The organism is Bradyrhizobium sp. IC4060 (assembly GCF_020193715.1).
Taxonomy (GTDB): domain Bacteria; phylum Pseudomonadota; class Alphaproteobacteria; order Rhizobiales; family Xanthobacteraceae; genus Bradyrhizobium; species Bradyrhizobium yuanmingense.
This window is the reverse complement of sequence record NZ_JADYVJ010000005.1, coordinates 136,760-161,856: the sequence shown is the minus strand read 5'-3', so window position 1 is coordinate 161,856 and position 25,097 is coordinate 136,760. Positions and strand designations below refer to the sequence as shown.

Annotated in this window: 27 protein-coding genes and 1 pseudogene; 13 read left to right on the top strand and 15 right to left on the bottom strand. The window is 64.8% G+C overall.

The annotated features are described in order from the left end of the window. Positions 1-199 precede the first annotated feature (199 nt). Positions 200-484: a hypothetical protein gene (locus I6F16_RS18980; protein ID WP_036031624.1), complete on the bottom strand. Its 285-nt coding sequence runs from the start codon at positions 482-484 to the stop codon at positions 200-202. A 247-nt stretch (positions 485-731) separates the two neighbouring features. Between I6F16_RS18980 and I6F16_RS18975 the strand changes: the two genes are divergently transcribed. After that, entirely contained in the window at positions 732-1,142 is a 411-nt protein-coding gene (locus I6F16_RS18975) for a DUF3775 domain-containing protein (RefSeq protein WP_225173938.1), read from the top strand. 40 nt (positions 1,143-1,182) lie between these two features. After that, entirely contained in the window at positions 1,183-1,644 is a 462-nt protein-coding gene (locus I6F16_RS18970) for a host attachment protein (RefSeq protein ID WP_225173937.1), read from the top strand. Between the two features lie 24 nt (positions 1,645-1,668). On the opposite strand, the gene I6F16_RS18965 is transcribed toward I6F16_RS18970, so the two are convergent. Further along, positions 1,669-1,932, bottom strand: coding sequence for a hypothetical protein (locus I6F16_RS18965; RefSeq protein ID WP_036041425.1), 264 nt, complete (start codon positions 1,930-1,932; stop codon positions 1,669-1,671). 297 nt (positions 1,933-2,229) lie between these two features. Here I6F16_RS18965 and I6F16_RS18960 point away from each other — a divergent pair, with 297 nt between their 5' ends. Next, positions 2,230-2,676, top strand: a complete 447-nt coding sequence (locus I6F16_RS18960) for a hypothetical protein (RefSeq protein WP_036011182.1) — start codon at positions 2,230-2,232, stop codon at positions 2,674-2,676. Positions 2,677-2,775: 99 nt separating this feature from the next. Continuing rightward, positions 2,776-3,648: a DMT family transporter gene (locus I6F16_RS18955; RefSeq protein ID WP_225113202.1), complete on the top strand. Its 873-nt coding sequence runs from the start codon at positions 2,776-2,778 to the stop codon at positions 3,646-3,648. Between the two features lie 118 nt (positions 3,649-3,766). Here the strand turns inward: I6F16_RS18955 and I6F16_RS18950 are convergent, their stop codons facing one another. Then, the gene (locus I6F16_RS18950; protein WP_225173936.1) at positions 3,767-4,060 is read right to left on the bottom strand and encodes a histone; all 294 of its coding nucleotides are present in this window, start codon (positions 4,058-4,060) and stop codon (positions 3,767-3,769) included. 66 nt (positions 4,061-4,126) lie between these two features. Next, positions 4,127-5,518, bottom strand: a complete 1,392-nt coding sequence (locus tag I6F16_RS18945; RefSeq protein ID WP_249785560.1) for a deoxyribodipyrimidine photo-lyase — start codon at positions 5,516-5,518, stop codon at positions 4,127-4,129. 170 nt (positions 5,519-5,688) lie between these two features. Here I6F16_RS18945 and I6F16_RS18940 point away from each other — a divergent pair, with 170 nt between their 5' ends. Beyond that, a complete protein-coding gene (locus tag I6F16_RS18940) occupies positions 5,689-7,419 on the top strand; it encodes a Cache 3/Cache 2 fusion domain-containing protein (protein WP_225173935.1) in 1,731 nt (576 codons plus the stop codon). A 122-nt stretch (positions 7,420-7,541) separates the two neighbouring features. On the opposite strand, the gene I6F16_RS18935 is transcribed toward I6F16_RS18940, so the two are convergent. Then, positions 7,542-8,201: a peroxiredoxin gene (locus I6F16_RS18935; protein ID WP_036011192.1), complete on the bottom strand. Its 660-nt coding sequence runs from the start codon at positions 8,199-8,201 to the stop codon at positions 7,542-7,544. Positions 8,202-8,594: 393 nt separating this feature from the next. On the opposite strand from I6F16_RS18935, the gene I6F16_RS18930 reads away from it, so the two are divergent. Both I6F16_RS18930 and I6F16_RS18925 read left to right on the top strand, forming a co-directional pair. Then, on the top strand, positions 8,595-9,167 hold the full coding sequence (locus I6F16_RS18930; protein ID WP_225173934.1) for a hypothetical protein: 573 nt from the start codon (positions 8,595-8,597) through the stop codon (positions 9,165-9,167). Between the two features lie 1,155 nt (positions 9,168-10,322). Continuing rightward, complete coding sequence (locus I6F16_RS18925; RefSeq protein ID WP_225142838.1) at positions 10,323-10,772, top strand: hypothetical protein; 450 nt, start codon at positions 10,323-10,325, stop codon at positions 10,770-10,772. Position 10,773: 1 nt separating this feature from the next. Here the strand turns inward: I6F16_RS18925 and I6F16_RS18920 are convergent, their stop codons facing one another. Beyond that, a complete protein-coding gene (locus I6F16_RS18920) occupies positions 10,774-11,616 on the bottom strand; it encodes a GNAT family N-acetyltransferase (protein ID WP_225173933.1) in 843 nt (280 codons plus the stop codon). 116 nt (positions 11,617-11,732) lie between these two features. On the opposite strand from I6F16_RS18920, the gene I6F16_RS18915 reads away from it, so the two are divergent. Then, entirely contained in the window at positions 11,733-12,437 is a 705-nt protein-coding gene (locus I6F16_RS18915) for an SDR family oxidoreductase (RefSeq protein ID WP_225173932.1), read from the top strand. Positions 12,438-12,446: 9 nt separating this feature from the next. On the opposite strand, the pseudogene I6F16_RS18910 reads toward I6F16_RS18915, so the two are convergent. Further along, positions 12,447-12,725 (bottom strand): annotated as a pseudogene (locus tag I6F16_RS18910) (serine hydrolase); the annotation flags it as partial. Between I6F16_RS18910 and I6F16_RS18905 the strand changes: the two are divergent. Both I6F16_RS18905 and I6F16_RS18900 read left to right on the top strand, forming a co-directional pair. After that, on the top strand, positions 12,714-13,049 hold the full coding sequence (locus I6F16_RS18905) for an ArsR family transcriptional regulator (RefSeq protein ID WP_225173931.1): 336 nt from the start codon (positions 12,714-12,716) through the stop codon (positions 13,047-13,049). The pseudogene I6F16_RS18910 and the gene I6F16_RS18905 overlap by 12 nt on opposite strands. 2 nt (positions 13,050-13,051) lie before the next feature. Then, complete coding sequence (locus I6F16_RS18900; RefSeq protein ID WP_128266320.1) at positions 13,052-13,543, top strand: SRPBCC family protein; 492 nt, start codon at positions 13,052-13,054, stop codon at positions 13,541-13,543. A gap of 108 nt (positions 13,544-13,651) precedes the next feature. On the opposite strand, the gene I6F16_RS18895 is transcribed toward I6F16_RS18900, so the two are convergent. Further along, positions 13,652-14,539, bottom strand: a complete 888-nt coding sequence (locus I6F16_RS18895) for a manganese catalase family protein (RefSeq protein WP_036013489.1) — start codon at positions 14,537-14,539, stop codon at positions 13,652-13,654. A gap of 476 nt (positions 14,540-15,015) precedes the next feature. On the opposite strand from I6F16_RS18895, the gene I6F16_RS18890 reads away from it, so the two are divergent. Both I6F16_RS18890 and I6F16_RS18885 read left to right on the top strand, forming a co-directional pair. Beyond that, complete coding sequence (locus tag I6F16_RS18890) at positions 15,016-15,513, top strand: ferritin-like domain-containing protein (protein WP_036013491.1); 498 nt, start codon at positions 15,016-15,018, stop codon at positions 15,511-15,513. Between the two features lie 126 nt (positions 15,514-15,639). Continuing rightward, on the top strand, positions 15,640-15,906 hold the full coding sequence (locus I6F16_RS18885; RefSeq protein WP_225114981.1) for a hypothetical protein: 267 nt from the start codon (positions 15,640-15,642) through the stop codon (positions 15,904-15,906). A gap of 17 nt (positions 15,907-15,923) precedes the next feature. Here I6F16_RS18885 and I6F16_RS18880 read toward each other — a convergent pair whose 3' ends face one another. Genes I6F16_RS18880 through I6F16_RS18865 form a run of 4 tightly spaced genes read right to left on the bottom strand, consistent with a single transcriptional unit; the run spans position 15,924 to position 20,284 of the window. After that, entirely contained in the window at positions 15,924-17,138 is a 1,215-nt protein-coding gene (locus I6F16_RS18880; protein WP_225114980.1) for an ABC transporter substrate-binding protein, read from the bottom strand. Between the two features lie 21 nt (positions 17,139-17,159). After that, positions 17,160-18,146 carry a tripartite tricarboxylate transporter substrate binding protein gene (locus I6F16_RS18875; protein WP_225173930.1) on the bottom strand — a complete coding sequence of 329 codons (987 nt, stop codon included), beginning with the start codon at positions 18,144-18,146 and terminating at the stop codon, positions 17,160-17,162. 52 nt (positions 18,147-18,198) lie between these two features. Continuing rightward, positions 18,199-19,395 (bottom strand): CaiB/BaiF CoA-transferase family protein, encoded by a 1,197-nt coding sequence (locus I6F16_RS18870; RefSeq protein ID WP_225114978.1) that lies wholly within the window; start codon positions 19,393-19,395, stop codon positions 18,199-18,201. Between the two features lies 1 nt (position 19,396). Continuing rightward, positions 19,397-20,284, bottom strand: a complete 888-nt coding sequence (locus I6F16_RS18865; RefSeq protein ID WP_036029094.1) for an IclR family transcriptional regulator — start codon at positions 20,282-20,284, stop codon at positions 19,397-19,399. Between the two features lie 218 nt (positions 20,285-20,502). On the opposite strand from I6F16_RS18865, the gene I6F16_RS18860 reads away from it, so the two are divergent. Further along, positions 20,503-21,345, top strand: a complete 843-nt coding sequence (locus I6F16_RS18860; protein WP_225114977.1) for a hypothetical protein — start codon at positions 20,503-20,505, stop codon at positions 21,343-21,345. A gap of 63 nt (positions 21,346-21,408) precedes the next feature. On the opposite strand, the gene I6F16_RS18855 is transcribed toward I6F16_RS18860, so the two are convergent. Genes I6F16_RS18855 through I6F16_RS18845 form a run of 3 tightly spaced genes read right to left on the bottom strand, consistent with a single transcriptional unit; the run spans position 21,409 to position 25,061 of the window. Next, positions 21,409-22,620, bottom strand: coding sequence for an ABC transporter substrate-binding protein (locus tag I6F16_RS18855; RefSeq protein ID WP_036013507.1), 1,212 nt, complete (start codon positions 22,618-22,620; stop codon positions 21,409-21,411). Between the two features lie 42 nt (positions 22,621-22,662). Then, positions 22,663-23,514, bottom strand: coding sequence for a fumarylacetoacetate hydrolase family protein (locus tag I6F16_RS18850; RefSeq protein ID WP_225114976.1), 852 nt, complete (start codon positions 23,512-23,514; stop codon positions 22,663-22,665). 23 nt (positions 23,515-23,537) lie between these two features. After that, positions 23,538-25,061 (bottom strand): bifunctional 3-(3-hydroxy-phenyl)propionate/3-hydroxycinnamic acid hydroxylase, encoded by a 1,524-nt coding sequence (locus I6F16_RS18845; protein WP_225114975.1) that lies wholly within the window; start codon positions 25,059-25,061, stop codon positions 23,538-23,540. Positions 25,062-25,097: the final 36 nt, after the last annotated feature.

The following is a 25,097-nucleotide window of genomic DNA, read 5'->3' as shown; positions in this document are numbered from 1 at the left end:
GTTGGATCATCGCCGTTTCTCAACGCTCTGCACCTTCATGTTGACAGCACCGAAACACGATCGGTTAAATCGTCATAAGTGACCTTTTCGGCTGATCTCATCTTTGATCTAGATCAAACATGAACGGCTTGGGGCCAGTGATCCACTGCGCAAGACATGATCTCGCAAAAGCGAAGGGGCCCGAAGGCCCCTTCAAACGTCACCAGCGGCGATAGCCGTAGTACCCATAATGGCGCGGCCCGTAATAGCGCGGCGGCCCATAGTACCGCGGGCCGTAATAATATGGCCGCGGCCTGTAGTAGTAGCCATAATAGTTCGGCCGCCACCAGCACCGTCCCCAGGCGTCGCAGACCATGCGGACCTGCTCGACGCCGGAGACCTGCGGTGTCGCAGGTGCAGGCGCGATGGGCATGGCGGATGCCGTCGACGATGCAACGAGGGCGCCGAACAGGAACGCGGCCAATCGGCCAGTCGTGAGGTTCATGATGTCTTCCTTCGCTTACGCGATGCAGGATATCGAGGTTGTTCTGATCAAATTGTGGCCGAACCGAAATGTAATACAGATGAACAGGCGAGCTGACCCTTACGTCACGGCTCGGCAGCGGGCCGTAGGCCGGGCAGGCCGTGTCGTGACTTGAGCTTGATCCTGCGCAATTCGCAAGTTTGCCTTGGCTCTTACTGTCGCCGTCATGGCAGCGGCGTGGTGCCTGCTGCCGGGCAAGGTGAGCTGAATGCGAGTCATTCCAGATCTGTCGATCTCGCCGGAGAAGGTGTTCTTCGTCATCTCGAAATCGCGCCGGTCCGACAGCGAAGCGGGCGGGGGTGGCGTCATCCTGGACTTCGGCGACGACGACATGAGCTACGGCCGCGGTGGGCGCGGCGAAACAACCGACCGTGCCGAGCTCGCGGGCTTCATCCGCGCTCTCAATGTTGACGAGCAGATCGATCTCGTGGCGCTGACCTGGCTTGGCCGCGGCGACGGTGATCTCTCCGATTGGCGTCAACTGCGCGCCCAGGCCGCCCAGGCGCACAACCAGCGTACCGCCTCATACCTGATCGGTACGCCAATGCTCGCCGACTATCTGGAGGAGGCGATGACGCAATTCGGCAAGTCCTCCGAGGAATTCGAAGAACAGCTCTGATGCCGGATGCGGCGTCTGCAAGTGTCAAGGAGAAGTTGCGATGGACAAGATGAGAATGGACAAGGGTGACTGGCTGGTCGTGTGCGACGGGCGCAAGGCGCTCATTCTGGAAAACCTCGGCGACGAGATGTTTCCGAACCTCCACACCAGGGAGGTGCACGAGCAGCCCAATCCCGCGACCGCCGCTCAGGGGGCCGACGCGCCGGGCCGATTGCATGGCGCGGTCGGCGGCGCACGCAGCTCGGTCGAGCAGACCGATTGGCACGACGAGGCCGAGCGCGCCTTTTTGCGGAGCCTGGCCGGCCGGCTCGATGCCGCCGTCAGCTCCGGTGAGACGACGGCCCTGACCATGGTGGCCTCGCCACGTGCGCTCGGCATGATCCGCGCCGACTATTCGGACGGGCTGCGCAAGGCGCTTCAGGGGGAGGTCGGCAAGGACCTCGTCAAGCTGCCGGTCTACGAGATCGAGAAGCAATTGCTACGGTTGGGCGCCGCCAAATAGAGGAGCCGCAGCGGCCGCGGCGCCTCAGTAGCAGGGATGCCGCCGGCCGTCCTGACCAATATAAGCGGCCGCGCTGCGGTAGCAGTGGTTGGTCGCCGGGCCGTCATAGTAGGCGAAGGTGCCGGGGGTGATACCCGGGCCGTAATTGTGCAGGTAGCTGATCGGGTAGGGCAGCGGGTTCGCGTAGGAGCGGTGGTACCGGTGGCGGCCGTTCGCCTCCGCGAGGGCGGGAGCCAGGACCGCAGCCGTCAGGGCCGCAACCGCGGCGACACGAGTCAACTTGCTCATCTCGATTCTCCGGAACCTGCTCGAACGGGTCAGCCTGTTATAGCAATTTCGAGCGGCCAAGCATCGCTCCGGAGGCCCGAAATCAATGCCAATCCCGCAGATTTCCGGGTGGGTGTGACAGAATTGCCGGAGATGCGGCCAAAGCTGCCCATTTTTGGCCTTTTCGGGATGCTTAACGAATTCCCCACACAAGTATGACCAAAGACTATTCGGTTCAGAATTCTTCCGCCGGCCCGGGGGCATTTGCCGGCCCCTCGAGTCCGGTACATTCCTGAAGGCCTTCGCCGTCATCTCGCCATGCGCATCACGCTTCCGAGTCTGCTGTTGCTCTGCCTCGCCGCCGCCACGCCGGCGCGCGCCGAGCTGCACATCACGCGCGACCACGGCGGCTATGTCGAGGAGTACAAGGCCAAGTACAAGCGGGTGCGCGAAAAGGGCGAGCGGGTCATCATCGACGGCATCTGCAATTCGGCCTGCACGCTCGTGCTCGGCATCGTGCCGATGAACAAGATCTGCGTGACGCCGCGCGCGAGCCTCGGCTTCCACCAGGCCTATTACGACAAGGCGTTCACCTTCGGCATCAAGGTCACCAGCGCTGAGGGTACCTCCGATCTCATGTCCTACTACCCCGACACGGTGAAGGACTGGATTCGCCGCAATGGCGGGCTCACCACGGACATGAAGAAGATCAAGAACGGGGTCGAGCTCTGGAAGATCGTCAATCCCTGCCCGGACGAATGGTGAGCGGCTGAGACGGACCGCGATCCTCCGTCGCAGCGCAGCATATCGTCACCACGAAATTCGCATTGCCGCATGGCCGAGGGTCGGGCAATGAGGGCGGCAATGAACCATAATCAAGAAACCCTGGCCGCCCGCGCCGCGCCGATCCTGTTCGTGCTGCTCTGGAGCACCGGATTCATCGGGACCAAATACGTCGTCAACAATGCCGATCCCTTGACCTATCTCGCCATCCGCATGGCGATCGTGGTCGGGCTGATGGCAATCATCGCAGGAATCGCCCGGCCGAAATGGCCTGATAGCGCCGGCATCGCGCACAGCGCGGTCGCCGGCATCCTCGTCCACGGCTTCTATCTCGGCGGCACCGCGATCGCGATCGCGCATTCGATTCCGGCCGGCCTTTCCGCGCTGATTCCGGGCCTGCAGCCGATCCTGACCTCGACCATCGCCAACCGTTGGCTCGGTGAGAAGGTGACGCCGCTACAATGGGCCGGGCTCGTGCTCGGCCTCGGTGGGGTGGTGCTGATCCTGCACAACCGCCCGATGACCGGCGAAGCCGGGCTCGGCTGGCTCGCCTCGGTGGTCTCGCTGGTCAGCATCACGCTCGGCACGCTCTATCAGCGCCGCTATTGCAATCACATCGACTGGCGCGCCGGCAATCTCGTGCAGTACGTGGCGGTCACCATCTTCTTCGCGGTCGGCGCCTTCCTGTTCGAGGATCGCGTGGTGCACTGGACGCGGGAGTTTGTGCTTGCGCTCGCCTGGCTCGCGGTCGCGCTCTCGATCGGATCGATCGGGCTGTTGTACTGGCTGATCCGCCACGCCGCGGCGACCTCGGTCGCGAGCCTGTTCTATTTGGTTCCGGCCGTCACGGCCCTGATGGCCTATCTGCTGTTCGGAGAAAAGTTGGATGCGATTGCCATTGCTGGCATGGCGCTCTGCGCCGCGGCGGTCTTCGTCGTCAATCGGCGGTCCTGACGGCGTGCACAGCCCAGACCCGTGGGCGGGCATCAACCGGGCCGGCGCAGCCAAGCGGCGAGGGCAGGTGTGAGCTGTCTCCGGGCGCGCCCGCACCCGGAGACGTCCGCCGGTGCGATCAGCGCTTGGCCTTCTTGGCCTTCTTCTTCGACTTGCCGGCCTTCTTTGCCGCCTTTTTGGGAGCCTTTTTCGCGGCCTTCTTGGACGACTTCTTTGCGGTCTTCTTCGTCGTCTTCTTCGCAGCCTTCTTGGCTTTCTTCTTGGCCGCCTTCTTCGGCGCTACTTTCTTCGCGACCTTCTTGGCGGCTTTCTTCACCTGCTTGACTGCGGTGACTGCCGCGTCCTTGGTCGTTTCCACGGCAGTGGTGATCGTCTCCATCGCCTGTTCGGTGATCGGCTTCTCGTCGTCCATATCGTCCCCCACGGTTTGTATGGAGCGATGACGATAGCGGGTTTCGAAATTGTGTCAAAGCGACGCTCAACCTTTGCGGATCTTTGCGTAGGCGGCGAGCGCGCGTTCGCGTGCCCCGGCATGATCGACGATCGGTTGCGGATAGGTCTTGCCGATCGTGATGCCCGCGCTCGCAAGCTCGATCGGCGTTGCCTGCCAGGGCCGGTGGATCAGCTTGGCGGGCAGGGCCTTCAGCTCCGGAACCCAGCATCGAACATAGGCTCCATCAGGATCGAACTTCTCGCCCTGGAGCTGCGGATTGAATATGCGGAAATAGGGCGCAGCGTCGGCACCGCAGCCGGCGACCCATTGCCAGTTGGCGGGATTGCTGCCGGCGTCCGCGTCGACCAGCGTGTCCCAGAACCAGGCCTCGCCCTCGCGCCAGTCGATCAGGAGGTGCTTGACCAGGAAGGAGGCCACCACCATCCGCACCCGGTTGTGCATCACGCCGGTGTGCCAGAGCTCGCGCAGGCCGGCATCGACGATGGGGTATCCGGTGCGCCCGCGCTGCCAGGCGGCGAGCGCTTCTTTGTCGGGCTGCCAAGGGAAGGCATCGAAGTTCGTCTGCAGGTTTTCGGCGGCAAGGTTGGGGTGATCGTGAAGGAGGTGGCGGCAGAATTCGCGCCAGCCGAGCTCGCTCAGGAATTTTTCGACGCCTTGCCCCCGTGCCGGATCTTCCGCCGCGGCAAACCGGGCGGCGTGCCAGACCTGACGCGGGCTGAGCTCGCCGAAGCGCAGATGCGGCGACAGAAGTGAGGTGCCCTCTCGGTCCGGACGGTCGCGGTGGCCGGCATACATGCGAACTTTGTGCTTGAGGAAGTCGCGCAGGCGCAGCCGGGCGGACGCGGCGCCGGGGGTCCATGCCTCGCGCAGGCCACCCGCCCAATCGGGCGTGGTCGGCTCGAGCTTCCAGCTCTCCAGTCGATCGCTTGCGATGCTCGGTGCAGCGCGAAGCTCCTTCGGCGCGGGCAGGGGCTTTGGCGGGTCGCCGAGTGCCAGTACGCGGCGCAAGAACGGGGTGAACACGCGCAGGCCCCGGCCGTCCTTGGTGCGGATCGCCGCGGGCGTGACCAGCAGGTCGCCCGGAAAGCTTTGCGCGTGCAAGCCCAGCTTTGTCAGGGCCGCTTCGAGCTGCCGTTCAACCGCCTGATGAGGCGCCTGCGCGATCTCGTTCCAGTAGACGGCGCGGGCACCGCTCTGTCGCACCACTTCAGGGATCACCTTGGCCGCCGGTCCTCTGCGCAGGACGAGCGAGCCGCCGCGCGCGGCGATCTCGTCGCCGAGCGCCCGCAGCGACTGCGCCAGCCACCAGCGTGCCGCACCGCCCGGCGCTCGCCCCGCCGCCTCGTCCAGGACGTAGAGGCAAAGCACCGGGGTGCCGGACTTGGCGGCGGCGTGGAGGGCGGGGTGGTCGGACAGGCGGAGATCGTCGCGAAACCAGACGATGATGGACGGCTGACTGGGCGGGGTCAGGGAAGGCCTCGTTTACCAATTGGAAACCGTACGGCGTGCGGCGGTGGGAACCCGTCGTTAATGCGGCTGTAAGTCAATTGCACCAATATGCAGGAATTACGGGGGTCATTCCATCCATGTCCAATCTTCTAACGGCGAAGTTCCTGCCGCGGTTCAAGCTCGGCACCAAAGCGGTCCTGTGCGCGGTGCTGCTGATCGCAATGAACACGGCGCTCGTGGTCGGCGCCGGCTATTGGTCACTGACATCCGCCTTCAATGACCGCGCCCTGCGCGACATCGAGGTCAATCTGCGCACGCTGGGGCTGGCCTTTGCGGAGACCGTTCCCGAGGCCAAGATCACGATCCGGGACGGCGCGGTGGTCCGCGCCGAGATCCCCAAAATGCCCGACTTCAGGGATCACGCCATCGTCGACCGGGCGGTGTCCTATGTCGGCGGCAACGCGACCCTGTTCGTGTTCGACGCGGCGAGCGGACAGTTCATCCGCCGCTCGACCAACGTGAAAAAGGAAAACGGCGACCGCGCCGTCGGGACCCAGCTGGCCGCCGATCATCCGGGGCAGGCCCCGCTGCGCCGTGGCGAGGCCTATAAGGGGCCGGCCACGCTGTTCGGCAAGACGTTCATGACCGCCTATTTCCCGATCGCCGATGGCACCGGCAAGGTCGCCGGCATTCTCTATGTCGGCATCCCCATGGTGCAGTTCGAGGGCATGCTGTCCCAGGCGATGGAGAGCATGGCGGCCGCTGCCGGGCTTGCCGCGCTTCTGGTGCTGGTCCTGACCCTGCTGGTCGTCCGGCGCATCACCCGGCCCCTGACCTCGGTGACGCATTCGCTCACCGCGCTTGCCAACGGTCAGAGCGACGTCGCGATCGAATGCGAGGACCGGGCCGACGAGATCGGCGAGATCGCCCGCACGGTCGCGGTGTTCAGGAGCAACTCGCAGGAGCGGGCGCGCCTGCGCACCGAGCAGGCAGCGGCAAGCGCTGCCGCAGCCGAGCAGCGCAAGGCCGAGCTGCGCAACTTCGTCGAGGGGTTCCGCGGCAGCGTCGGCGGCATTCTCGACAAGGTGCTGGCATCGTCCGGCGAGTTCGAGCGCGCCGCGCGACAACTCACCGACGCCGCGCGCTCCACGGCCGATCTGTCAGCGCAGTCGGCAGGAGCATCCGAAAGCGCCTCCGAGCATGTGCGTTCGGCGGCGTCCGCTTCCGACGAGCTGTCTCAATCCATCTCCGAGATCACCCGCCGGGTGCAGGAATCGAACGAGATCTCCGCCGAGGCGGTGCGGCAGGCCGAAGCGACGGACCAGCGCATCGCGCAGCTCTCGGAGGCCGGCTCGCGCATCGGCGACGTCGTCAAGCTGATCACCTCGATCGCCGAGCAGACCAATCTGCTGGCGCTGAATGCGACCATCGAGGCTGCACGCGCGGGCGATGCCGGCCGCGGCTTCGCGGTGGTGGCTCAGGAGGTCAAGACGCTCGCCGGCCAGACCGCGAAGGCGACCGACGAGATCTCGAACCAGATCGAGAGCATGCAGCTTGCGACCGAGGAATCGGTCGCAGCCATCAAGGCGATCAGCCAGACCATCGAGCGCATCAGCGGCATCGCAGGCTCGATCTCGGCGGCGGTCGAGCAACAGAAAAGCGCGACGCACAACATCGTGGCCAGCGTGCGCGCCGCGGTGTCAGGCACGGCCGATGTCGCGGTCAATGTCCGTCACGCCGCCAAGGGAGCCAGCGAGACGGGCGAAACGTCGAGCCGGATGTTTGCTTCCGCCCAGGCGCTGTCGGGCGAGAGCCTGCATCTGAAGGCCGAGGTCGAGAGCTTCCTCGACCGCGTGCACGCGGCGTGATTCTGGGTCATCATCCCGGGATGGTCCGAAGGACCAGCCCCGGGATCTCGAGATCCCGGGTTCGATGCTGACGCATCGCCCCGGGATGACTTTTTGGGGCCGCTATCCGCGACCGCCAAAAGTCATCTGGGCTGCGGGACGATGCGGATGTAGGGCTTCGGCTCCTTCCAGCCCTGCGGATAGATCGTCTTGGCCTCGTCGTTGGAGACCGAGCCCGCGATGATGACGTCGTCGCCCTGCGACCAGTCGGCCGGGGTGGCGACGCGATGCTTGGCGGTGAGCTGGAGCGAGTCGATGACGCGCAGGATCTCCTGGAAGTTCCGGCCCGTCGTCATCGGATAGACCAGCACCAGCTTGATCTTCTTGTCCGGGCCGATGATGAAGACGTTGCGGACGGTTTGGTTGTCGGCCGGCGTGCGGGTGAGGGGATCACCAGAGGTCGAGGCTGGCAGCATGCCGTAGAGCTTGGAGACGTTGAAATCGGTGTCGCCGATCATCGGGTAGTTCGGCGCGGCGCCTTGGGTCTCCATGATGTCTTCCGACCATTTGGCATGACGGTCGACCGGATCGACCGAGAGGCCCATCAGCTTGACCCCGCGCTTGTCGAATTCCGGCTTCAGCTTGGCGAGGGCGCCGAGCTCGGTGGTGCAAACCGGCGTGAAGTCTTTCGGGTGTGAGAACAAGAGGGCCCAGCTGTTGCCGATCCAGTCGTGGAATTTGATCTTCCCTTCGGTGGTTTCGGCTTCGAAGTCAGGGGCGGTGGCGCCGATCGGAAGTGTCATGATCTTACCTCATCTCATTGAATTTAATCGAGAATTCGTCTCCGGCCGTCACATCCATTATAAGGGCTTCGCCGGCCTAAGTGAACGCCAACTGAACCGGCTCAAGTAAAATGTGAATTCCTTCTTTGAAGGGCCGATTTTCTAGCAACTTATTGTTACAGCAGCAGCTGCGGCGAAACAGCTCCACCCGGGGTCACACGGTCTCGCTCGCCCCGATAATGCCTTTTATGACTTCCATCACGCTCGCCCGGCGCGTTCTAGAACCAGATTGGTCCTGATAGCGACCAATTGGCAACCATCTAGAAAAGTCGCGATCCCCGTATCGAATCGTTAACCACCCCTTTACGCCGGCATGGAAATGCTGGTCGATCAGAAGAAGTCTGGAAGTGAACTATGTCCGCCGCTGCGCCTAAGCCCACCGAGCCGTCGTCCCTCGTGCCGTCCTGCCGCGATACTGCAGCTTATGCCCTTTCCGTCGTGCGCGACGGCGTGATCACGGGCGAAGGCCCGACCACCAAGGGACGGGTGCATTTCTCCCGCTCGCTCGACGCCGATGACACCGCCTGGTGCGTGCGCATCCTCACCGCCACCGCCGTCAACGACCAGCCGGTCAGCCGCGCCGAAGCCGAAGTTCTGTTCGAGATCAACGAGGCCGCGACCGAGCGCACCGATGGCGGCCGGTTCGACGACCTGCTTGCCAAGGCGGTCGCCCATTATGCCGCGAGCGCCTCGGGCCTGAAGGTGCCGCCGCGCAGCGTCGCGCTGTCGGCCGACACCGAGATCGAGAGCTGGGCGCCGTCCTATGCCTCCAAGGTCAACAGCGAGATGCTGGAGTGGATCGCCGGCCAGATGCGCGGCAAGCGCCAGAACAACCGTCGCCTGATGGCGATGGTGGCGACCTTCCTCGGCGCCACCGCACTGCCTCTGGCGGGCCAATTGCCGAACGTGTTCGACATCGGGATGTAAGGCAAATGGGCCGCGGTCGCGGCTCACAGCTCGTGTCACGCTCGTGTCCGGGGCACGAGACTACCGCATTGTGACACCGCTGTCTCAACAGCGTCATTGCGAGCGCAGCGAAGCAATCCAGAATCTTTCCGCGGATGACATTTCTGGATTGCTTCGCTGCGCTCGCAATGACGGGGCAAGTTGCGACACCGCGTCTCTCCAATTCGCGTGACTCGCAGGCACGCTGCCGCATCCTCGCGGCGCATTTCGCCCGAGCTTTGCCTTGTCGTCCCACCCTCAATTGAAAGAGGGCGCAGGGAAGACCGGGTGCCGGCCGGGCACCCACGGTCCACTTTGCGAAAGGTGGCAACGAAGAATTTGCACAGCGGCATACAGGTGAAGCCAAACATCCGGCCTTCCCTGCGCAGTGGCTTTACGGCTTATGTCGTGCTCTCCTCGGGGAGCGATGCACTATTGCCCCCGTCGCCCCGCGGATGGCTGATGCGCTTGCCCGGTCGGGCAACCACATCACCGCAAGACTTGGCGCACAGACCCCGGGCGCCAGGACCACACGATTTTGCCGTACGCCGATGACACCGGTCGTATGCGCGAGGTCTTTGCTCACGGCTCTCCGCCCTGCAAACCCTTTCGCGCCAACGCCATCAGCGTCCACCGCCCCCCGGCCCGCGTTCGTGACGATCGCGATACGCCCCTCTTCCTTGGGCCGGGTTGCGCGAGACATACGCGATTTCCGAATTTCGGTAAAGCGGAATATTTTCAATCGCGTGCGTTGACCTAGCACTCGCGTGTTTTGCCCGTCGGGCAACGCAAGGGATGGTAGCTGCAACCATTCAATCCGGCGCGGTCTGCGCCGCCGGTGGATTCGGTGCAAGCGCCTGCGCCGGCTTCGTGGCGGCTGGATAGAGTTCGGTCTCCAGATCGGCGACACGAACACACGGGAGCGGTGTGCTCGACTTGTTGCGCAAGCTGCAGGGCCGCTGACGCACGAAGCCATTGAAATGATCGGCGAATTCCGGGCGTTCTGCCGCACTTTGTTCCCGGTTATTCGCGTGCCTTAACCAATAATTAATTATACGTTTGCGGGTGGGCGACAGCCCGGCCTAGCCTCCTTTCGGGGAGCCGCTATCGCGAAGCCAAACGAGTGTGGTGCGTATCATGATTGCCAGATCATATGGGGCGTTGTTCGCCTCGCTCAGCGCAGCTGCGCTGCTGTTCAGCTCCAGTGACAGTCTTGCCGGACCCGCCGGCGCCACTGCGTCAGGCGTCGCAACTGCCGCCGCGCCGCCGGCTGCGGCACGTCCGCCGATCGGGCCGGGCGCCAGGTTCCACCGCCGCAGCGCTCCCTGGGTCTATTGGCCGGGCGGCGGCAGCTACTTCTACGACGGCGCCGGCTACAGCCAGCCCTTCGCCGATGTGAACCAGTCGCTCTCCGCCGATGTGCGCTACACCTACACCTATGATGTGCCCTGGGACTGGACGCATCGCTATCCGCCGAACGTCGTGCCGTCCAATCGGCCCTACGTGCCGAGCTGCCCGACGGAGCAGGTGACGGTGCCCGGCCGTGGCGGCAGCGAGCACACCGTCAACATCATGCGCTGCTATTGAGCTAGCCGAGTTCGAAGCTGGTGACGCCGAAGACGCGGTCGATGCGCAGCGGCGCGATCGGCCCCGTATACATCCGCGCCGTTTCGAACACCGGCGCAAGGCCGAGCGCTTCGGCGAGCGCGATGGCGGCGGGATTGACGGCGGGGACATCGAGGAACACCTCGCCGGCGCCCGTGCTTGCGAGCAGGGCCTGCACGACGTCATCTGCGGCGGTGCGATCGTCGGCGACGAGCGGGCCGATCTTGTAGCCCGTCCGGCAGGTCCGGATCACACCCCATGCAGCGAGCCTGCCCTCGCGCAGCAACGCGCGGCCGACATGACCTCGCGTGTTGATCCAGGCGCGCAGGAAGGCGCTGCGCGCGGCGGGGAATACACGGGCGTCATCGGCGTCCACCAGCGCAAACGGGACCTTGTCGAGCGCAACGACATCGGCAGACGGCTTGACGGATCCCGCAACGGTGCCGCCATAGCGGATATTGGCGTAAGCGAGCTGGAAACCCGACTTCTTGTAATTCTCCTGCTGCGCCACCACGCCGTCGAGGCCGATCACGCGCGCGCCTGCATGCGCAATCGCGGCATTCCAGATGCGTAGGCCATGGCCCGCGCCGCGAAAGCGCTCGCGCACGATGTAGAAGCCAAGGAAGGCGAAGCGGTCGTCGTAATTGACGCAGGAGACGGTCGCGACCGGCTCGCCGTCGATCTCGCCGACGAAGAAGCCTCGGGCATCGGGGATCGCGAAGCAGGCGGCATCCGCCAGCCCCGGATTCCAGCCCTCCGCCGCGGCCCAGTCGACGGCGAGGGCGATTTCGTCGGGGCGCAAATTGCGGATCTGCAGATCACTCATTTCAAGCGCCTCATGATGGATGTCTTCGGCCATGGACCTGCCGACGGGTCTGGCTGTAGAAGGCCTCATGATAGGCCGAGGCTGCGGCTCGCCTCAACTAAAGGGATCATCGGATCATGGCAGTAGAGAAGGTTGCGCTCGTCACCGCCGGCGGCAGCGGCATGGGGGCGGGGGCTGCGCGGCGGCTGGCGGCGGACGGGTTTCGGGTCGCGATCCTGTCGTCCTCGGGCAAGGGCGAGGCGCTGGCCGCCGAGCTCGGCGGGCTCGGCGTTACCGGCTCGAACCAGTCGAACGACGACCTGAAGCGCCTCGTCGAGGCTGCGATGGCGAAGTGGGGACGGATCGACGTGCTCGTCAACAGCGCCGGGCACGGGCCGCGTGCCCCCATCACCGAGATCACCGACGAGCAATGGCACACCGGCCTCGACACTTATCTCTTGAACGTGATCCGTCCGACCCGGCTGGTGACGCCGCTGATGCAGGCGCAGAAGGGCGGCGCCATCATCAACATCTCGACCGCCTGGGCGTTCGAGCCCAGCGCGATGTTCCCGACCTCGGCGGTGTTCCGCGCAGGGCTCGCCGCCTTCACCAAGATCTTCACCGACGCTTACGCGGCCCACAATGTCCGCATGAACAACGTACTGCCGGGCTGGATCGACAGCCTGCCGCAGCAGGACGCGCGACGCGACAGCGTGCCGATGAAGCGCTACGGCAAGGTTGAGGAGATCGCGGCGACGATCTCGTTCCTGGCCTCCGACGGCGCCGCCTACATCACCGGCCAGAACATCCGCGTCGACGGCGGGCTGACGCGCTCGGTCTGAGCGGCGGCCTCAATGTGAGGCGATGAGCCGCGCCAGCTCCGGCAGGATCTTGTAGCGGGCGATCTCGTGCGGATACTCGCCGCGATTGGCCAGTAGGACGATGCCGATCCGCCGCGCCGGCACCAGGCCGATATAGCCGGAGGCGTTGTTGAGTCCGCCGGGCTTGTCGACGATGGTGACGCCTGGAACGCGCACGGTCTCCCAGGCCAGGCCCTGTCCGAATCTTTCGTCGACGCGGAAGGCCTCGCGCTGCGTCAGCCGCAACGCCTCGCGCAAATGCGGGTCGAGGCGATCGTGATGCGGCTGTGCGCGGGCGAGGCGTCGGTCGGCGAGCTCGCCGGTCCCTTCGACATGGCGCTGCCGAGCTTCATGAAGCACATCCATGTGCTGGAGACGAGCGGGCTCGTTCAGTCCGAGAAATCGGGACGCGTGCGCACCTGCCGCCTCAGCGCGGATGCGCTGGTCGGCGCCGAGGATTGGTTCCAGCAGCAGCGCGCGGTCTGGGAAGCGCGGCTCGACCGGTTCGAGGCCTATGTGATGAAGCTCAAGAAAGAGAAGGAAAGGGCGGCCGCCAAGCGGCCGTCCCGAACAACCGAACGGAAAGGTTCCTGACAATGACGAGTTCTGCCAACCCCGCTCTGTCGCAATGGTCGCTCGACCGCGAGATCGTGATGTCGCGCGTGATCGACGCGCCGCGCGATCTGGTGTTCGAGGCATGGTCCGACCCGAAGCATCTGCCGCAATGGTTCGGCCCGAAGGGCTTCAAGGTCGAGACCTTCGAGATCGACGTGCGCGTCGGCGGCGTCTGGCGCTTCAACATGATCGGGCCCGACGGTACGGTCTATCCGAACCGGATGCGCTTCCGCCGCATCGAGCGGCCGTCGCTGATGGAGATGGATCACGGTACCGACCAGGATGACGATCCCCGCATGTTCCGCTTCACCGTCACCTTTGCCGAGCAGAGCAACGGCAAGACCGTGCTGATGATGCGGCAGCTGGCCTCGAGCACCGAGCAGCGCGATGGCATGATCGGTTTCGGCGCCGTCGAATACGGCTACCAGACGCTCGACAAGCTCGCGGCCTATGTGGCGGGCATGAAGCGGTGAAGGCAGTCCCGCCATTCCCGGGCCCTGAGATGGCGAGCCGGGAATGACGGCGCGCGCGAACGCATTCTGATCAAGCCGCCGTCGAAATGGCGGCTTGCCTTGTACAGGTCAGGTCAGCGCGTTGGTGACCGGCGGCTCCTGCATCTGCTCCACTTGCGCGGCGCTGTCGGGACGTGCGGGTCCAAGCACGGGCTCGTCGCCGAGCGGCTCGAAGGCGGGGCGGAAGCTGAATTCGCCGCGGCCGTCGAGCGACGGACCTTGGTTGTAGCGGCCTGGCTCGAGCGGCGCTCCGCTGCGCTCGGTACCCATGAACATGTAGCTGAACTCGGTCGCTTCCTTGCTCCGGTCGAAGCTGTTCGGAATCGGCAGCGCGGCATCTCCGCCCAGCTCCTCGATCACGGCGAGCCATTGCTGTTGATGCATGGTGTCGCGCGCGATCAGGTAGCTGAGCATGTCCTGCATGCCCGGATCGCTCGTGGAGTTGAAGAGGCGCACCGCCAGCGTTCGGCCGGTGGCTTCGGCGGCCACGTTGCAATACATATCGGCGGCGAGATTGCCGCTGGCGTAGATGTGCGAACAATCGAACGGGACGCCGTCGGCGTTGGCCGGGAAGGCCGCCATGCCCGTCGACAGGATATGCCGATGCAGCATGCCCTCGATCACGTGTCGCGGCCGCTCGCCGCCGGACATCACCGCGCCGACGATCGGATTGCCCTGCATGCTGCTCTCCTGCATCGTCGCCGGTGCATTTTCCAGGTTCAGGGCGACCGCGGTCGAAAGCATCTCGATGTGGCTGATCTCCTCGGTTGCGGTGTTGAGCAACACGTCGCGATATTTGGCCGGACCGCGCGCGCCCCAGGCCTGGAAGAAATATTGCAGGCAGACGCGGATCTCGCCCTCCACGCCGCCGATCGCCTGCTGCAGCTGGCGGGCGAAGATCGGATCGGGCTTCTCGACCCTGACAGGGTATTGCAGTCGCTTGTCGAAATAGTACATGCGCAACTCCTTTTGTTCTGTCGTATTGGCGCAATGAAGCCCGTGGGGTTGCGTTCCTAATCATCTGCAATCGCAGTTCAGATCGCTTCCAAACTCGCCGACCGCAGAGCCGAAACGGACGCGGCCCCCGCGACCGTTCCTATGCGCGTCGATGGGAAGGCTCGGCGACCTCGTCGAACGATCCGGCGATGCCCGCGTCGACCAGCACCGCGACATCAGATGGTCATTGTCGTTTGGGTGAGGGCGCAACTTCGCGCTGTGACCACGCGCTGCTGTGAACGGCGGGGCGCAGCCGGCGTTCCCGCGGTCGAAGACCACGTTTGCGTTTGGCTATCGCAGGTTAGCGCTGGGTCCTTCGGCCGGAACAGGCAACGAAGACATGGTCTCTCCTGCGGCAATCAGCGCGGCCGTGTTAGGAACAGTCGCCCGTGCTTCCCGGTTGCGAGAACGACGCCAGTCAAATGGAGAACAGGAAAATGGCCAATGCAGCCCGCGATACGTTCGTGGTGGGACTACGCAATGCGCATGCGATGGAAGTGCAGGCGCGAGAGTTGATGGAGCGCCAGTCGGAGCGGCTGGACGAATATCCCGAGGTCAAGGCGAAGATCACGGCGCACCTTCAGGAGACCAATGAGCAGCTGCGTCGCCTCGAAAAGTGCCTGGAAGCCTGTGGCGAGAGCACGTCGAGCCTGAAGGATACGGCGCAGTCGGTGATGGCCAACATGATGGCCATGGCGCATTCGGTTGCCGGCGACGAGATTCTGAAGAACACTTTCGCGAACAACGCCTTCGAGAATTTCGAGATCGCCGCCTACAAGTCGCTGCTCGCGCTGTGCGGCGCGGCCGGCATGCCGGAGGCGAAGGAGCCGCTCGAGACGTCATTGAAGGAGGAGCAGCGCATGGCGGCCTGGATCGATTCCAATGTCGAGAAGGTCACCATGGAGTACCTCACGCATCAGCGCCAGGCCGCGTAGTTCTTCGTTCCTCGCTGACAGCGAACCACCGGCGCGCCCCGCGGCCGGTGGTTTTTCGCGCCGCCGGGTTCCCTGCCATCTGCGCGTGAGCCTAGGAACGATCGCTGCGATCAGGCTTTGGCAGTGATGACGCACATCATCTTCAGCGATTACCGCAATCCGGCGGCGGAGCAGGCCTACGAGATCGCCTGGGACTTTCTTACGCGAACGGGCGCCATCAGCGACGAATTCGACGCCTGCGTGTTCCTGGCGCAGCGCATCACCGTGATGGTCGAGGAGGGACACACGAATCGGATCCGCATGGCCAACCGCGCGATCTCCGAATACCAGCGCCATGCCGAGGAACGCGACGACCTCATCCGCGGCGGCGGCCGTTACGCCGAAAGGCGTTGAGCGCCGGCGAAGCGGGTTTACTCCCTGGCTTCGTCCGTGACGATGTCGCCGAGCTTCTGCCAGCGCTGGCCGTCGAACTGCACCATCTGGAACTGCTTGTTGACGCGATAGTCCGTCGGCGTGGTCGTGACCGAGATCCCCGGGAGCGTCAGGTCGAGCTCGACGTTCTTGAGGTTGGCCGCCTGTCGCATCACGTTCTCGCGGGTCAGATCGTCGCCGCATTGCTTCAGCACTTGCACCAGGAGCTGCGCGGTGATGTAGCCGTAGACGTTCAGGTTCGAATCCTTGTCGCCCTCGGGATAGTACTTGGCCATGAAGGCGAGGTAGCGCTTCATGCCCGGGTCGTCCTTCCATTCGGGATCCGCGGCATCCTTGACGTATCCGACGCTGATGATGCCCTTGGAATTGTCGAGCCCGGCGGGCTTGAGCACGGCGCTGAGCGAGGAGGCGTTGATGTCGATGATGTGCAGCGCCTTCCAGCCGATCTCGGCGACCTTCTTGATGGCCTGCGCGGCCTGCTTCGGCGTGGTCGCGCTGAACAGCACGTCGGCGCCCGCATCCTTCAACCGCAGGATCTGCGAGTCGATCGTCGGCTCGTTGATCTCGTAGGAGGTCTCGGCGACGACCATGCTCGTCTTGTTGCCGAGGCCCGCCTTGAGGCCGGCGAGATAATCCTTGCCGAGATCGTCGTTCTGGTAGAGCACGCCGATTTTGGCGTTCGGATGGTTCTTCAGGAGGTATTGCGCATAGATCCGGCCCTCGACGAGGTAAGAGGGGTTGAAGCCCATGGTCCAGGGGAAGTTCTTTGGATCGGTGAAGCGTGCGGCGCCGGTGGCGGCGAAGAGCTGCGGGATCTTCTTGGCGTTGAGATATTTCTGAACGGCGACGTTCGGCGCGGTGCCGATGATCTGGAAGGTCAAAAGCACTTCGTCGCTTTCGACGAGCTTGCGGACCTGCTCCACCGTCTTCGGCGGCGAATAGGCATCGTCATACTGGATCAGCTCGACCTTGCGGCCGTTCACGCCGCCCTGGTCGTTGATCATCCTCAGATAGGCGGCCTGGGTCTTGCCGATCACCGCGTAGGCCGAGGCCGGGCCGCTGAGCGGCACGGTCTGGCCCACCTTGATCGCGGTGTCGGACGCGCCGGGATCGTATTTCTTTTGTGCCTGCGCTGCCGCGACCGAGAGGAGAAGGGCGGAGGCTGCGATGAATTTGGTGACGACGTTTTTCATGTCGGTTTCCTCCAGCAATCCTCATTCGCCCTTGAGGCCGGCGTCGCGGATCAGCTTGGTCCATTTCTGCGTTTCGGCGTCGATGAACTTGCTGAACTCGGCGGCGGTGCCTGGGCGCACTTCGAGGCCCTGCGCGGTCAGCTTGTCCTTGATCGCAGGCTCGGCGAGCGCCCGCAGAACCTCGGCCTGGAATTTGTCCACGATGGCGCGCGGCGTCGTGGACGGCACCATGAAGCCGTACCAGCCGGCCGCAGCCACATTGGGAAAGCCCTGCTCGCGCAGCGTCGGTGCCTGCGGATACAGCGCGCTGCGCTCGGCCGAGGCGACGCCGAGCACGGTGAACTTGCCGCTCTGGATGTAGGGCAAAGCCGTCGGCAGCGCGGTCAGTGTGGCGTCGACGCGTCCGGCGAGCAGCTCGGTGTAGGAGGCCGCATCGCCCCGGAACGGGATGTTCAAACCCTTGACGCCGGCGTCGCGGAACAGGAGCTCTCCGGCAAGATGCGGCTGCGAGCCGACGCCTGGGGAGGCGAAGGTGAGGCCGTCGGGCTTGGATTTGCCGTAGGCGATCAGGTCGGGAAGCGTCTTGAACGGCGCGTCGGCGCTGACGATGAGGAACAGCGGCGCGATCACCACCATCGCCACCGGCGCCAGATCCTTGCGCTCATAGGTCAGCTTGCCGAACAGCGCCTCGGCGGTGGCGTAGGGCGCCGCGACATAGAGGATGGTGTAGCCGTCGCCCGGCGCATGGGCGACCATGTCGTTGGCGATGCGCGTGCCGGCGCCCGGCTTGTTCTCGACAATAAACTGCTGACGCAGGCTGCGGCCGAACTCTTCGGCGAGCAGACGCAGCGAGATGTCGTTGGACCCGCCGGGCCCGTAAGGCGAGATCAGACGGACCATGCGCGAGGGCCAGGCGTCCTCGGCATGTGCCCTCATGCCTGAGCCGGCCGCGAGCCCGCCCGCGATCGTGCCCAGCAGGGCTCGCCGCGTCACCTTGAACGATGCCACTGTTGTCTTCCTCCCTGTATTTGTTTCTCTTTTATCTGCCGCTCTTGCGACCTCAGATCACCTTTCGTTGGGTGAGCTGCTCGATCCTGGCGTCCGAGAGCCCGAGCCAATCCCGGTAGACCTCGTCATTGTCCTGGCCGACGTCGCCCGCGGCATGACGCAGGCGCGCGGGATCGACGGTGAAACGCGGCACGACATTGGTCATGGCGACCGTGCCGAAATCCCGGTCGGCAACGCGCGTGATCACCTCGCGCGCCTTCACCTGCGGGTCGTCGGCGATCTGGTCGATCGAATAGATCGGGGCGAGCGTTCCCTGCGCGGCATTGAATCTCGCGAGGACCTCGTCGAGGGGATGCGCGGCGCACCAGGCCGCGAAGATGTCGTTGAGTTCGACGGCGTGCTTGACGCGCTGCTCATTGCCGGCAAAGCGCGGATCCGCGATCAGATCGGGGCGGCCGATCGCCCGGCAGTTCGCTGCAAAGAGCGCGTTGGTCGAACCTGCGAGCGTGACCCAGTGACCGTCGCGGGTGCGAAACACCGCGGCCGGTGCTGAATAACCATTGGCGTTGCCGATGCGGCTGCGAACGGTGCCGAGCTGGTCGTGCTCGATGGCGAGGACGTCGAGCAGGCGGAAGGTGGCTTCGGTCAGCGCGAGATCGATCTCCTCGCCCGGCGCATCCGTGTCGCGCGCCCGCTTCCACAGCGCTGCCAGCACGCCGACGGCGCCGAACAGGCCGCCGATCGAATCCCCGATCGGGTATCCGGGATGGGTCGGTTCGCCGCCGCTCTCGCCGGTGATGTAAGTCAGTCCGCCCATGGCCTCGAAGATGCGGGCGAAGCCGGGGCGCTCGCGATAGGGACCATCCTGCCCGAAGGCGGTGGCGCGCAGAATCACGAGACGCGGCTGGATCGACCACAGCACCTCCTTGGGAAGCCCCCAGCGATCCAGCGTTCCCGGACGAAAATTCTCGATCAGCACGTCGAAGCGTGGAAGCAGCTGCTTGAACAGCGCAAGCCCTTCCGGCGTGCGCAGATCGAGCGTGGCAAACTTCTTGTTGCGGTTGGCGGCCTTCCACCACAGCGGCTTGCCGTTCTTGAACGGCGGAAACGACCGCACGCCGTCGCCGTGCCCGGGCATCTCGATCTTGAGCACGTCCGCGCCGTAGTCGGCCAGCAGCGTGGCGGCGAACGGCGCGGCGATGATCGTCGCGATGTCGAGAACCTTCAATCCTTCGAGCGGTCCAGCCATATCATGTTCCGGCGCTTGTGATTTTCTTGGTTTTGCGCGGCGGCGGCTTGAGCTCGGCCTGCCCGACCATGGCCCGGATGCTATCGGCGAGCGCCGCGATGCGCGGACCGATTTCGCCCTCGAGCTGCCCGGGCTGCAGCCGGAAGGCGGGGATGCCGCAATTGATCGAGAATGATTGTTTCGCTTCGCCGATATGAAACAGCGGCGCGGCGACGGCATGGATCGAGGCCATGTACTCGCCCCAGCAGGTGCAGAAGCCGCGGCTTTTGCATTGCGCGATGCCGGCGCGGTATTTGTCGCGGAGCGCCGACCACAATCCGGCATCCTCGGCGGCGAGATTGCGTTCCAGCCGGTCTGCATCGGCCGGCGGCAAGGTCGCCGCCGCGGCGCGGCCCATGGCGGTCATCACGACGGGAATGGGCATGCCGATGTCGGGCACGTGCGGGCCGACATCGCCGGAGCGCGCGGTCTCGACATAGATCATCGACGTCGCATCGAGCAGGCCGATCGACACCGTGCCGCGGACGCTGTGCGCCAGCTCCTGCATCATGGGCCGCGCCACCTGGCGGAATTGCATTCCGGCGAGCAGGGGATGCGCCATCCGCAGCGCCCGTGCACCGACGCGGTACTTCGACCGCTCGGCGTCGTAGCGGAGATAGCCGAGCTCGGCCAAGGTATGGGTCAGCCTCGCCACCGTCGGGCGCGGGATGCCGGTCAGCGTCGACAGCTCCATGTTGCCCAGCAGCGTGCTCCCGGCCTTGAACGCCTCGAGCACGACGAGCCCCTTGGCCAGAGTGGTGGCGAAAGCGGCGTCATCGGCGCTCTCGGCCAGCACGGCTGCGGCAGAGGAGAGCGGGCGCTGCGGCTTGGGTGAGTCGGTCGGAGCCATCCCGGAATATCAGACGGACGGATTTCGAATGTCCAATAGATTCGCCAGCCATGAGAAAATTGTCCGATATGTGGACACCCGGCTCGCAGCGCTTCTTGCGCCTTCCGAGCACCGCTGGAACGACCGGGCACACAGATTTTTGTCGTGATTGCCTGTCGTTCTGTGACAGGATTATTACGACGACGTGTCAGATCGATCATTTTTTTGCGGAGCGGTTTATGTTGCAGTGGCAGGCGCGGTCAAATCCCCTGGCGTGGTGGTGGGGATCCCTCACGCTTGTGAGCAGCGCCAATATCCTCGTCTGGTGCATGCTCTATCGTGAGTTCTATCCGACGCCTTCGGCCAGCCTCGGTGGCGGCTCGGACATCGGGCTGATGTTCCTGCTGTGCGCCGGATATGTGTTCGGCTGCGCCTTCCGTTCGGTGCTGCCGCGCGCCGACGTGCAGCGCATCTGCCTGTTCGACACCTGGCTCTCCAGCGTCGCCGTCGGCCGGACGGTGGCGACGGTGGCCGAGCTCTGCTTCGCCGCGCAATGGGCCATCATCCTGCATCAGCTCGGCAAGATGACGGGCGCGGAGACCGCGGTGAACATCGCGCTCGTGATCGTGCCGATCATCATCATCGCGGAATGCTTCTCCTGGTACGCGGTGGTGACGACCAACTTCCTCTACAACGCGATCGAGAATTCGCTGTGGGCTGTGACCTTCTTCCTGGCCGGCATCGCGCTGTGCCGCCTGATGCCGGAATTCCAGGGCGTGGTGCGCTGGGCGCTGATGTCAGGCATCGTCGGCATCGCCTGCTTCCTCGCCTTCCTCATCACAGTCGACGTGCCGATGTATCTCAGCCGCTGGCGGGCAGGGCATGAAGAGGGCAACACATTCCTCGGCTTCCTCGAAGGGCTGCATGACGTCTCGACGCGCTGGGTGGTGACCCACGACATCGCGCACTGGAAGGGCGAGCTGACCTGGATGTTCCTGTATTTCAGCGCCGCGGTGTGGTCGAGCCTCGCGCTCTGCGCGCTCTACGCGATGGAAGGCTATCTGACGCGCTATCTCGCCTGACGGTCAGATTCCAACTTGACGCGTTCTCTGAAGCGAAGCGGTATCCACTTCGCTTCAGAGGCTTTATTTGCCGACCAGGCTGCATTTGCTGCGATCGAGCGGGCGGAAGGCCTGGTCGGGCGGGATCGTCGCGACCAGCTTGACGAAGTCCCACGGACCCTTGGATTCCTCCGGTGTCTTGACCTGCACCAGATAGAGATCGTGCACCATGCGTTGGTCCTCGCGGATGCGGCCGTTGGGGGTGTAGGCGTCCGACACCGGCGTCGCCTTCATTTTGGCCATCACGACGGCGCCCTCATCGGAACCGGTGTCCTTCACGGCCTGCAGATAGTGGCGCACGGCGGAATAGACGCCGGCCTGAATCTGCGAGGGCATCGCCTTGCGGCGAGCATAGAAGGCATCGGAGAATTTCCGGGCTGCCGGCGAGACATCCTCGAAGAAGGAGGTGACGATGAGATCACCGCGCGTCGCTTTGAGCCCAACCGCCTCGATGTCGACGTTCTGGAACGACATCGGCACGATCTTCATGCCTTGGCTGGCGAGGCCGAACTCCTCGGCCTGCTTGATCGCGGTCGCGTTGTCGCCGGCAACGTTGATGGCCAGGATCTTGGCGCCCGACGACTGCGCCTGGAGCAGGAATGAGCTGTAATCGGGCGTGCCGAGCTGCGCCTTGACGCTGCCGGCGACCTTGCCGCCGAGTGCGGCGATGCGCTCGCGTGCGGTCACCTCGATCGAATGGCCGAAGGCGTAGTCGCCGGTGATGAAGAACCAGGGCTCCTTGCTGGTCTGCATGATGCCGGAGACCACGGCGGTCGCGGTGGAATAGGCGTCCTGGGTCCATTGCACGCTGGTCGGCGCGCACGCTTCATCGGTCAGCTGGTTCGCGCCGGCGCCGGAGATGAGGAATATCTTGCCGTTGCCGCGCACCAGCTCCTGCACCGCCAGCGCTGCACCGGAGCTGCCGCCATCGGCGACGGCCTGGACCCCGTCGCTGAACCATTTTCGCGCCAGCGATGCGGCGAGATCCGGCTTGTTCTGGTGATCGGCCTGCAAGATCTCGATCGGCTTGCCGTTGATCTTGCCGCCGAACTCCTCGGCGGCCATTCGCGCCGCTTCGACTGAGCCCGGACCCATGGCGGTCGCGAACACGCCGTTCATGTCGGTGAGGACGCCGATGCGGATGGCCTCGCCTTTGATCTCGGCCCGCGCGGGGAGGGGCGCGAGCGCAAGTGCGATCAGGAGGGTGGCGACGGAGGTGGTGCGGGTCGTGCCCATGGCGTTTCCTTGATGTTATCGTTGATTGATCGATGTTGACGGTCAGGCCAGTTCGGCGATCACCGTGTTGCGCAGGGTGCCGATGCTGGAGATCTCGACCTCAACGGTGTCGCCGGGGCGCATCCACAGCGGCGGCGTGCGCTTGGCGCCGACACCGCCTGGCGTGCCCGTGACGATGACGTCGCCGGGCAGGAGCGGGCAGATGGTGGAGATGTAGGCGATCAGCTCGGGGATGGCGGTGATCAGGAGATCCGTCGTGGTGTCCTGCACGACGTTGCCGTTGAGCCTTGTCTGCAAGGTGAGTTTTGACGGATCCGGAATCTCGTCGGTCGTCACCAGCCACGGACCGAAACTGCCGCTCTCGGCAAAGGTCTTCCCGGCGAGGAATTGGCTGGTGTGGCGCTGCCAGTCGCGGATGCTGCCTTCGTTGTAGCAGGAATAGCCGGCGACGTGATCGAGCGCGCGGCCAGGGGGGATGTGACGTCCCGCCTTGCCGATGATGAGCGCGAGCTCGCCTTCATAGTCGAAATCGTCGCTCACCCCAGGTTTGACGATGGGCTGGAGATGGCCAACCTGGCTACAGGCGAAGCGCGCAAACAGCGCCGGCTTTTCGGTGACGGTGCGGCCGGTCTCGGCGACGTGATCGCGATAGTTGAGGCCGACGCAGATGATCTTGCCGGGATCGGGAATCACGGGCGCGAAGTTGATCTTGTCGAGCGGATGATCAGGGGCCGCGGAGGCGGCCAGCCTTGCCGCCTCGGCGAGCTGACCGGCTTCGAGCAGCTCCCGCAGCGTGGTGCACGCCGCCATCCGCGCGCCGAGATCGACGACACCGTTGTCCTTGACGGCGCCGAAGGTGGGGCGTCCGTCGGCGAGGAAAGAAAGCAGCTTCATGAAATGTCCTTGACAGGGTTCGGTCAGGCCGCGGAGGGCGCTTGGGCTGAAGGAATTTGGGTTGGAGGCGCGATGGCGGCGCTGAGGCGGTCGAGCTCGGCCTCGTTGCGGGCGGAGCCGCGGATGTAACGGTCGGGACGAACCAGTGCGGCGATGATGCCGTGCTCGCGCAGCCAGGGCCCAAGATCGTTGGCATCGTCGCTGGTCAGGATCTTGATCCCCGTCTGCGACAGCGCGAGACGCGATGAGAGTGCCGCCGCCGTCTCGACGAGCAGCACGTGGTTGTAGCCGGTCCGGTCATCGCTGCGGCTGGCGTCGGTCAACGTGAACTGCGGCGCGAGATGTCCGGCGAGCGGCAGGTCGCCGAACACTAGTCCGGGGCCGAGCAGGGGCTTCTTCACGTCCAGCTTGACCGGCGCGTTCTCGCGCGATTCGCCGGCGGCAAGGCCGGCCTCGATCGCCTTAGTGTTGATGACACCGCCGAGGCGAATGGCGAGCTCGATGAACGCGCGCACATGCGGCAGGCGTTCGCTCTGATAGGTGTCGAGCAGATCGGGCGCGGCGCCTTCGCGGATCACGCTCGCCAGCTTCCAGGCGAGGTTGGCGGCATCGCGAATGCCGGCGCACATGCCCTGGCCGAGGAACGGCGGGGTCTGGTGCGCAGAATCGCCCGCGAGCAGCAATCGCCCGTTCCGCCATTGCTGCGCGATGACCGAATGGAACGTGTAGACCGCGGCGCGCTCGATCTCGGCATCGGCGGGCGTGATCCAGCGCGACAGCAGCTCCCAGACCTTCGCGGGTTGCGCGACGTCCTGCGAATCCTCGTCCGGGAGAACCGTGATCTCCCAGCGGCGCCGCGTGCCGGTGCCGCGCACGTAAGTCGCGGGCCGGCTGGGATCGCAGTGCTGGAGGCTGTAGTCACCGAGGTCGTCGCGCGCGCGATTGAGCAGGACGTCGATCACGAGCCAGCGCTCGTGGAAGCCGAGGTCGTCCATGCCAGAACCGATGAAGCGGCGCACCAGCGAGCGGGCGCCGTCGCAGCCGATCACGTAACCGGCGCGGACCTCGCTGAGCCTCCCGTTGGAGAGGTCTTCGCAGCGGACGCGCACGCCGTGCTCGTCCTGATCGAGCGCGAACACCTCGCAGCGGTTGCGCAAGGTGACGTGTGGCCAGCGGGCGAGGCCACCGATCAACGCGTCCTCCAGATCCGGCTGGTGGAAGCGGTAGCTGAGATGCCAGCCCATCGGCGTCAGCGTTTGCGGACGGGACCAGTCCAGCAGCATGCGGCCGGCTGCATCGAGAAACAGCATGCCGGGACTGAGAATGACGTGCGGCAGGATCGCCTCGGCAAGCCCGATGGTCTGGAACACGCGCATGCATTCATCGTCGAAATGCACCGCGCGCGGCAGATGATAGGTCCGCGCCTCGCGCTCCAGCACCAGAGTCCGCACGCCGCACAGGCCGAGCAGGTTGGCGAGCGTGGCGCCCACCGGCCCGCGGCCGACGATCACGACGTCAAACTCTTCCGGGGTGGATTTATCTTGCATGGGGTATCTCTTCCCCAAGCAGGGCCGGCGCATCAA

Bases quoted from the DNA above. Each gene is read 5' to 3' on its own strand.
- I6F16_RS18980 (WP_036031624.1), bottom strand. From the start codon at position 484: ATGAACCTCACGACTGGCCGATTGGCCGCGTTCCTGTTCGGCGCCCTC.
- I6F16_RS18975 (WP_225173938.1), top strand. From the start codon at position 732: ATGCGAGTCATTCCAGATCTGTCGATCTCGCCGGAGAAGGTGTTCTTC.
- I6F16_RS18970 (WP_225173937.1), top strand. From the start codon at position 1,183: ATGGACAAGATGAGAATGGACAAGGGTGACTGGCTGGTCGTGTGCGAC.
- I6F16_RS18965 (WP_036041425.1), bottom strand. From the start codon at position 1,932: ATGAGCAAGTTGACTCGTGTCGCCGCGGTTGCGGCCCTGACGGCTGCG.
- I6F16_RS18960 (WP_036011182.1), top strand. From the start codon at position 2,230: ATGCGCATCACGCTTCCGAGTCTGCTGTTGCTCTGCCTCGCCGCCGCC.
- I6F16_RS18955 (WP_225113202.1), top strand. From the start codon at position 2,776: ATGAACCATAATCAAGAAACCCTGGCCGCCCGCGCCGCGCCGATCCTG.
- I6F16_RS18950 (WP_225173936.1), bottom strand. From the start codon at position 4,060: ATGGACGACGAGAAGCCGATCACCGAACAGGCGATGGAGACGATCACC.
- I6F16_RS18940 (WP_225173935.1), top strand. From the start codon at position 5,689: ATGTCCAATCTTCTAACGGCGAAGTTCCTGCCGCGGTTCAAGCTCGGC.
- I6F16_RS18935 (WP_036011192.1), bottom strand. From the start codon at position 8,201: ATGACACTTCCGATCGGCGCCACCGCCCCTGACTTCGAAGCCGAAACC.
- I6F16_RS18930 (WP_225173934.1), top strand. From the start codon at position 8,595: ATGTCCGCCGCTGCGCCTAAGCCCACCGAGCCGTCGTCCCTCGTGCCG.
- I6F16_RS18925 (WP_225142838.1), top strand. From the start codon at position 10,323: ATGATTGCCAGATCATATGGGGCGTTGTTCGCCTCGCTCAGCGCAGCT.
- I6F16_RS18920 (WP_225173933.1), bottom strand. From the start codon at position 11,616: ATGAGTGATCTGCAGATCCGCAATTTGCGCCCCGACGAAATCGCCCTC.
- I6F16_RS18915 (WP_225173932.1), top strand. From the start codon at position 11,733: ATGGCAGTAGAGAAGGTTGCGCTCGTCACCGCCGGCGGCAGCGGCATG.
- I6F16_RS18905 (WP_225173931.1), top strand. From the start codon at position 12,714: ATGCGGGTCGAGGCGATCGTGATGCGGCTGTGCGCGGGCGAGGCGTCG.
- I6F16_RS18900 (WP_128266320.1), top strand. From the start codon at position 13,052: ATGACGAGTTCTGCCAACCCCGCTCTGTCGCAATGGTCGCTCGACCGC.
- I6F16_RS18895 (WP_036013489.1), bottom strand. From the start codon at position 14,539: ATGTACTATTTCGACAAGCGACTGCAATACCCTGTCAGGGTCGAGAAG.
- I6F16_RS18890 (WP_036013491.1), top strand. From the start codon at position 15,016: ATGGCCAATGCAGCCCGCGATACGTTCGTGGTGGGACTACGCAATGCG.
- I6F16_RS18885 (WP_225114981.1), top strand. From the start codon at position 15,640: ATGACGCACATCATCTTCAGCGATTACCGCAATCCGGCGGCGGAGCAG.
- I6F16_RS18880 (WP_225114980.1), bottom strand. From the start codon at position 17,138: ATGAAAAACGTCGTCACCAAATTCATCGCAGCCTCCGCCCTTCTCCTC.
- I6F16_RS18870 (WP_225114978.1), bottom strand. From the start codon at position 19,395: ATGGCTGGACCGCTCGAAGGATTGAAGGTTCTCGACATCGCGACGATC.
- I6F16_RS18865 (WP_036029094.1), bottom strand. From the start codon at position 20,284: ATGGCTCCGACCGACTCACCCAAGCCGCAGCGCCCGCTCTCCTCTGCC.
- I6F16_RS18860 (WP_225114977.1), top strand. From the start codon at position 20,503: ATGTTGCAGTGGCAGGCGCGGTCAAATCCCCTGGCGTGGTGGTGGGGA.
- I6F16_RS18855 (WP_036013507.1), bottom strand. From the start codon at position 22,620: ATGGGCACGACCCGCACCACCTCCGTCGCCACCCTCCTGATCGCACTT.
- I6F16_RS18850 (WP_225114976.1), bottom strand. From the start codon at position 23,514: ATGAAGCTGCTTTCTTTCCTCGCCGACGGACGCCCCACCTTCGGCGCC.
- I6F16_RS18845 (WP_225114975.1), bottom strand. From the start codon at position 25,061: ATGCAAGATAAATCCACCCCGGAAGAGTTTGACGTCGTGATCGTCGGC.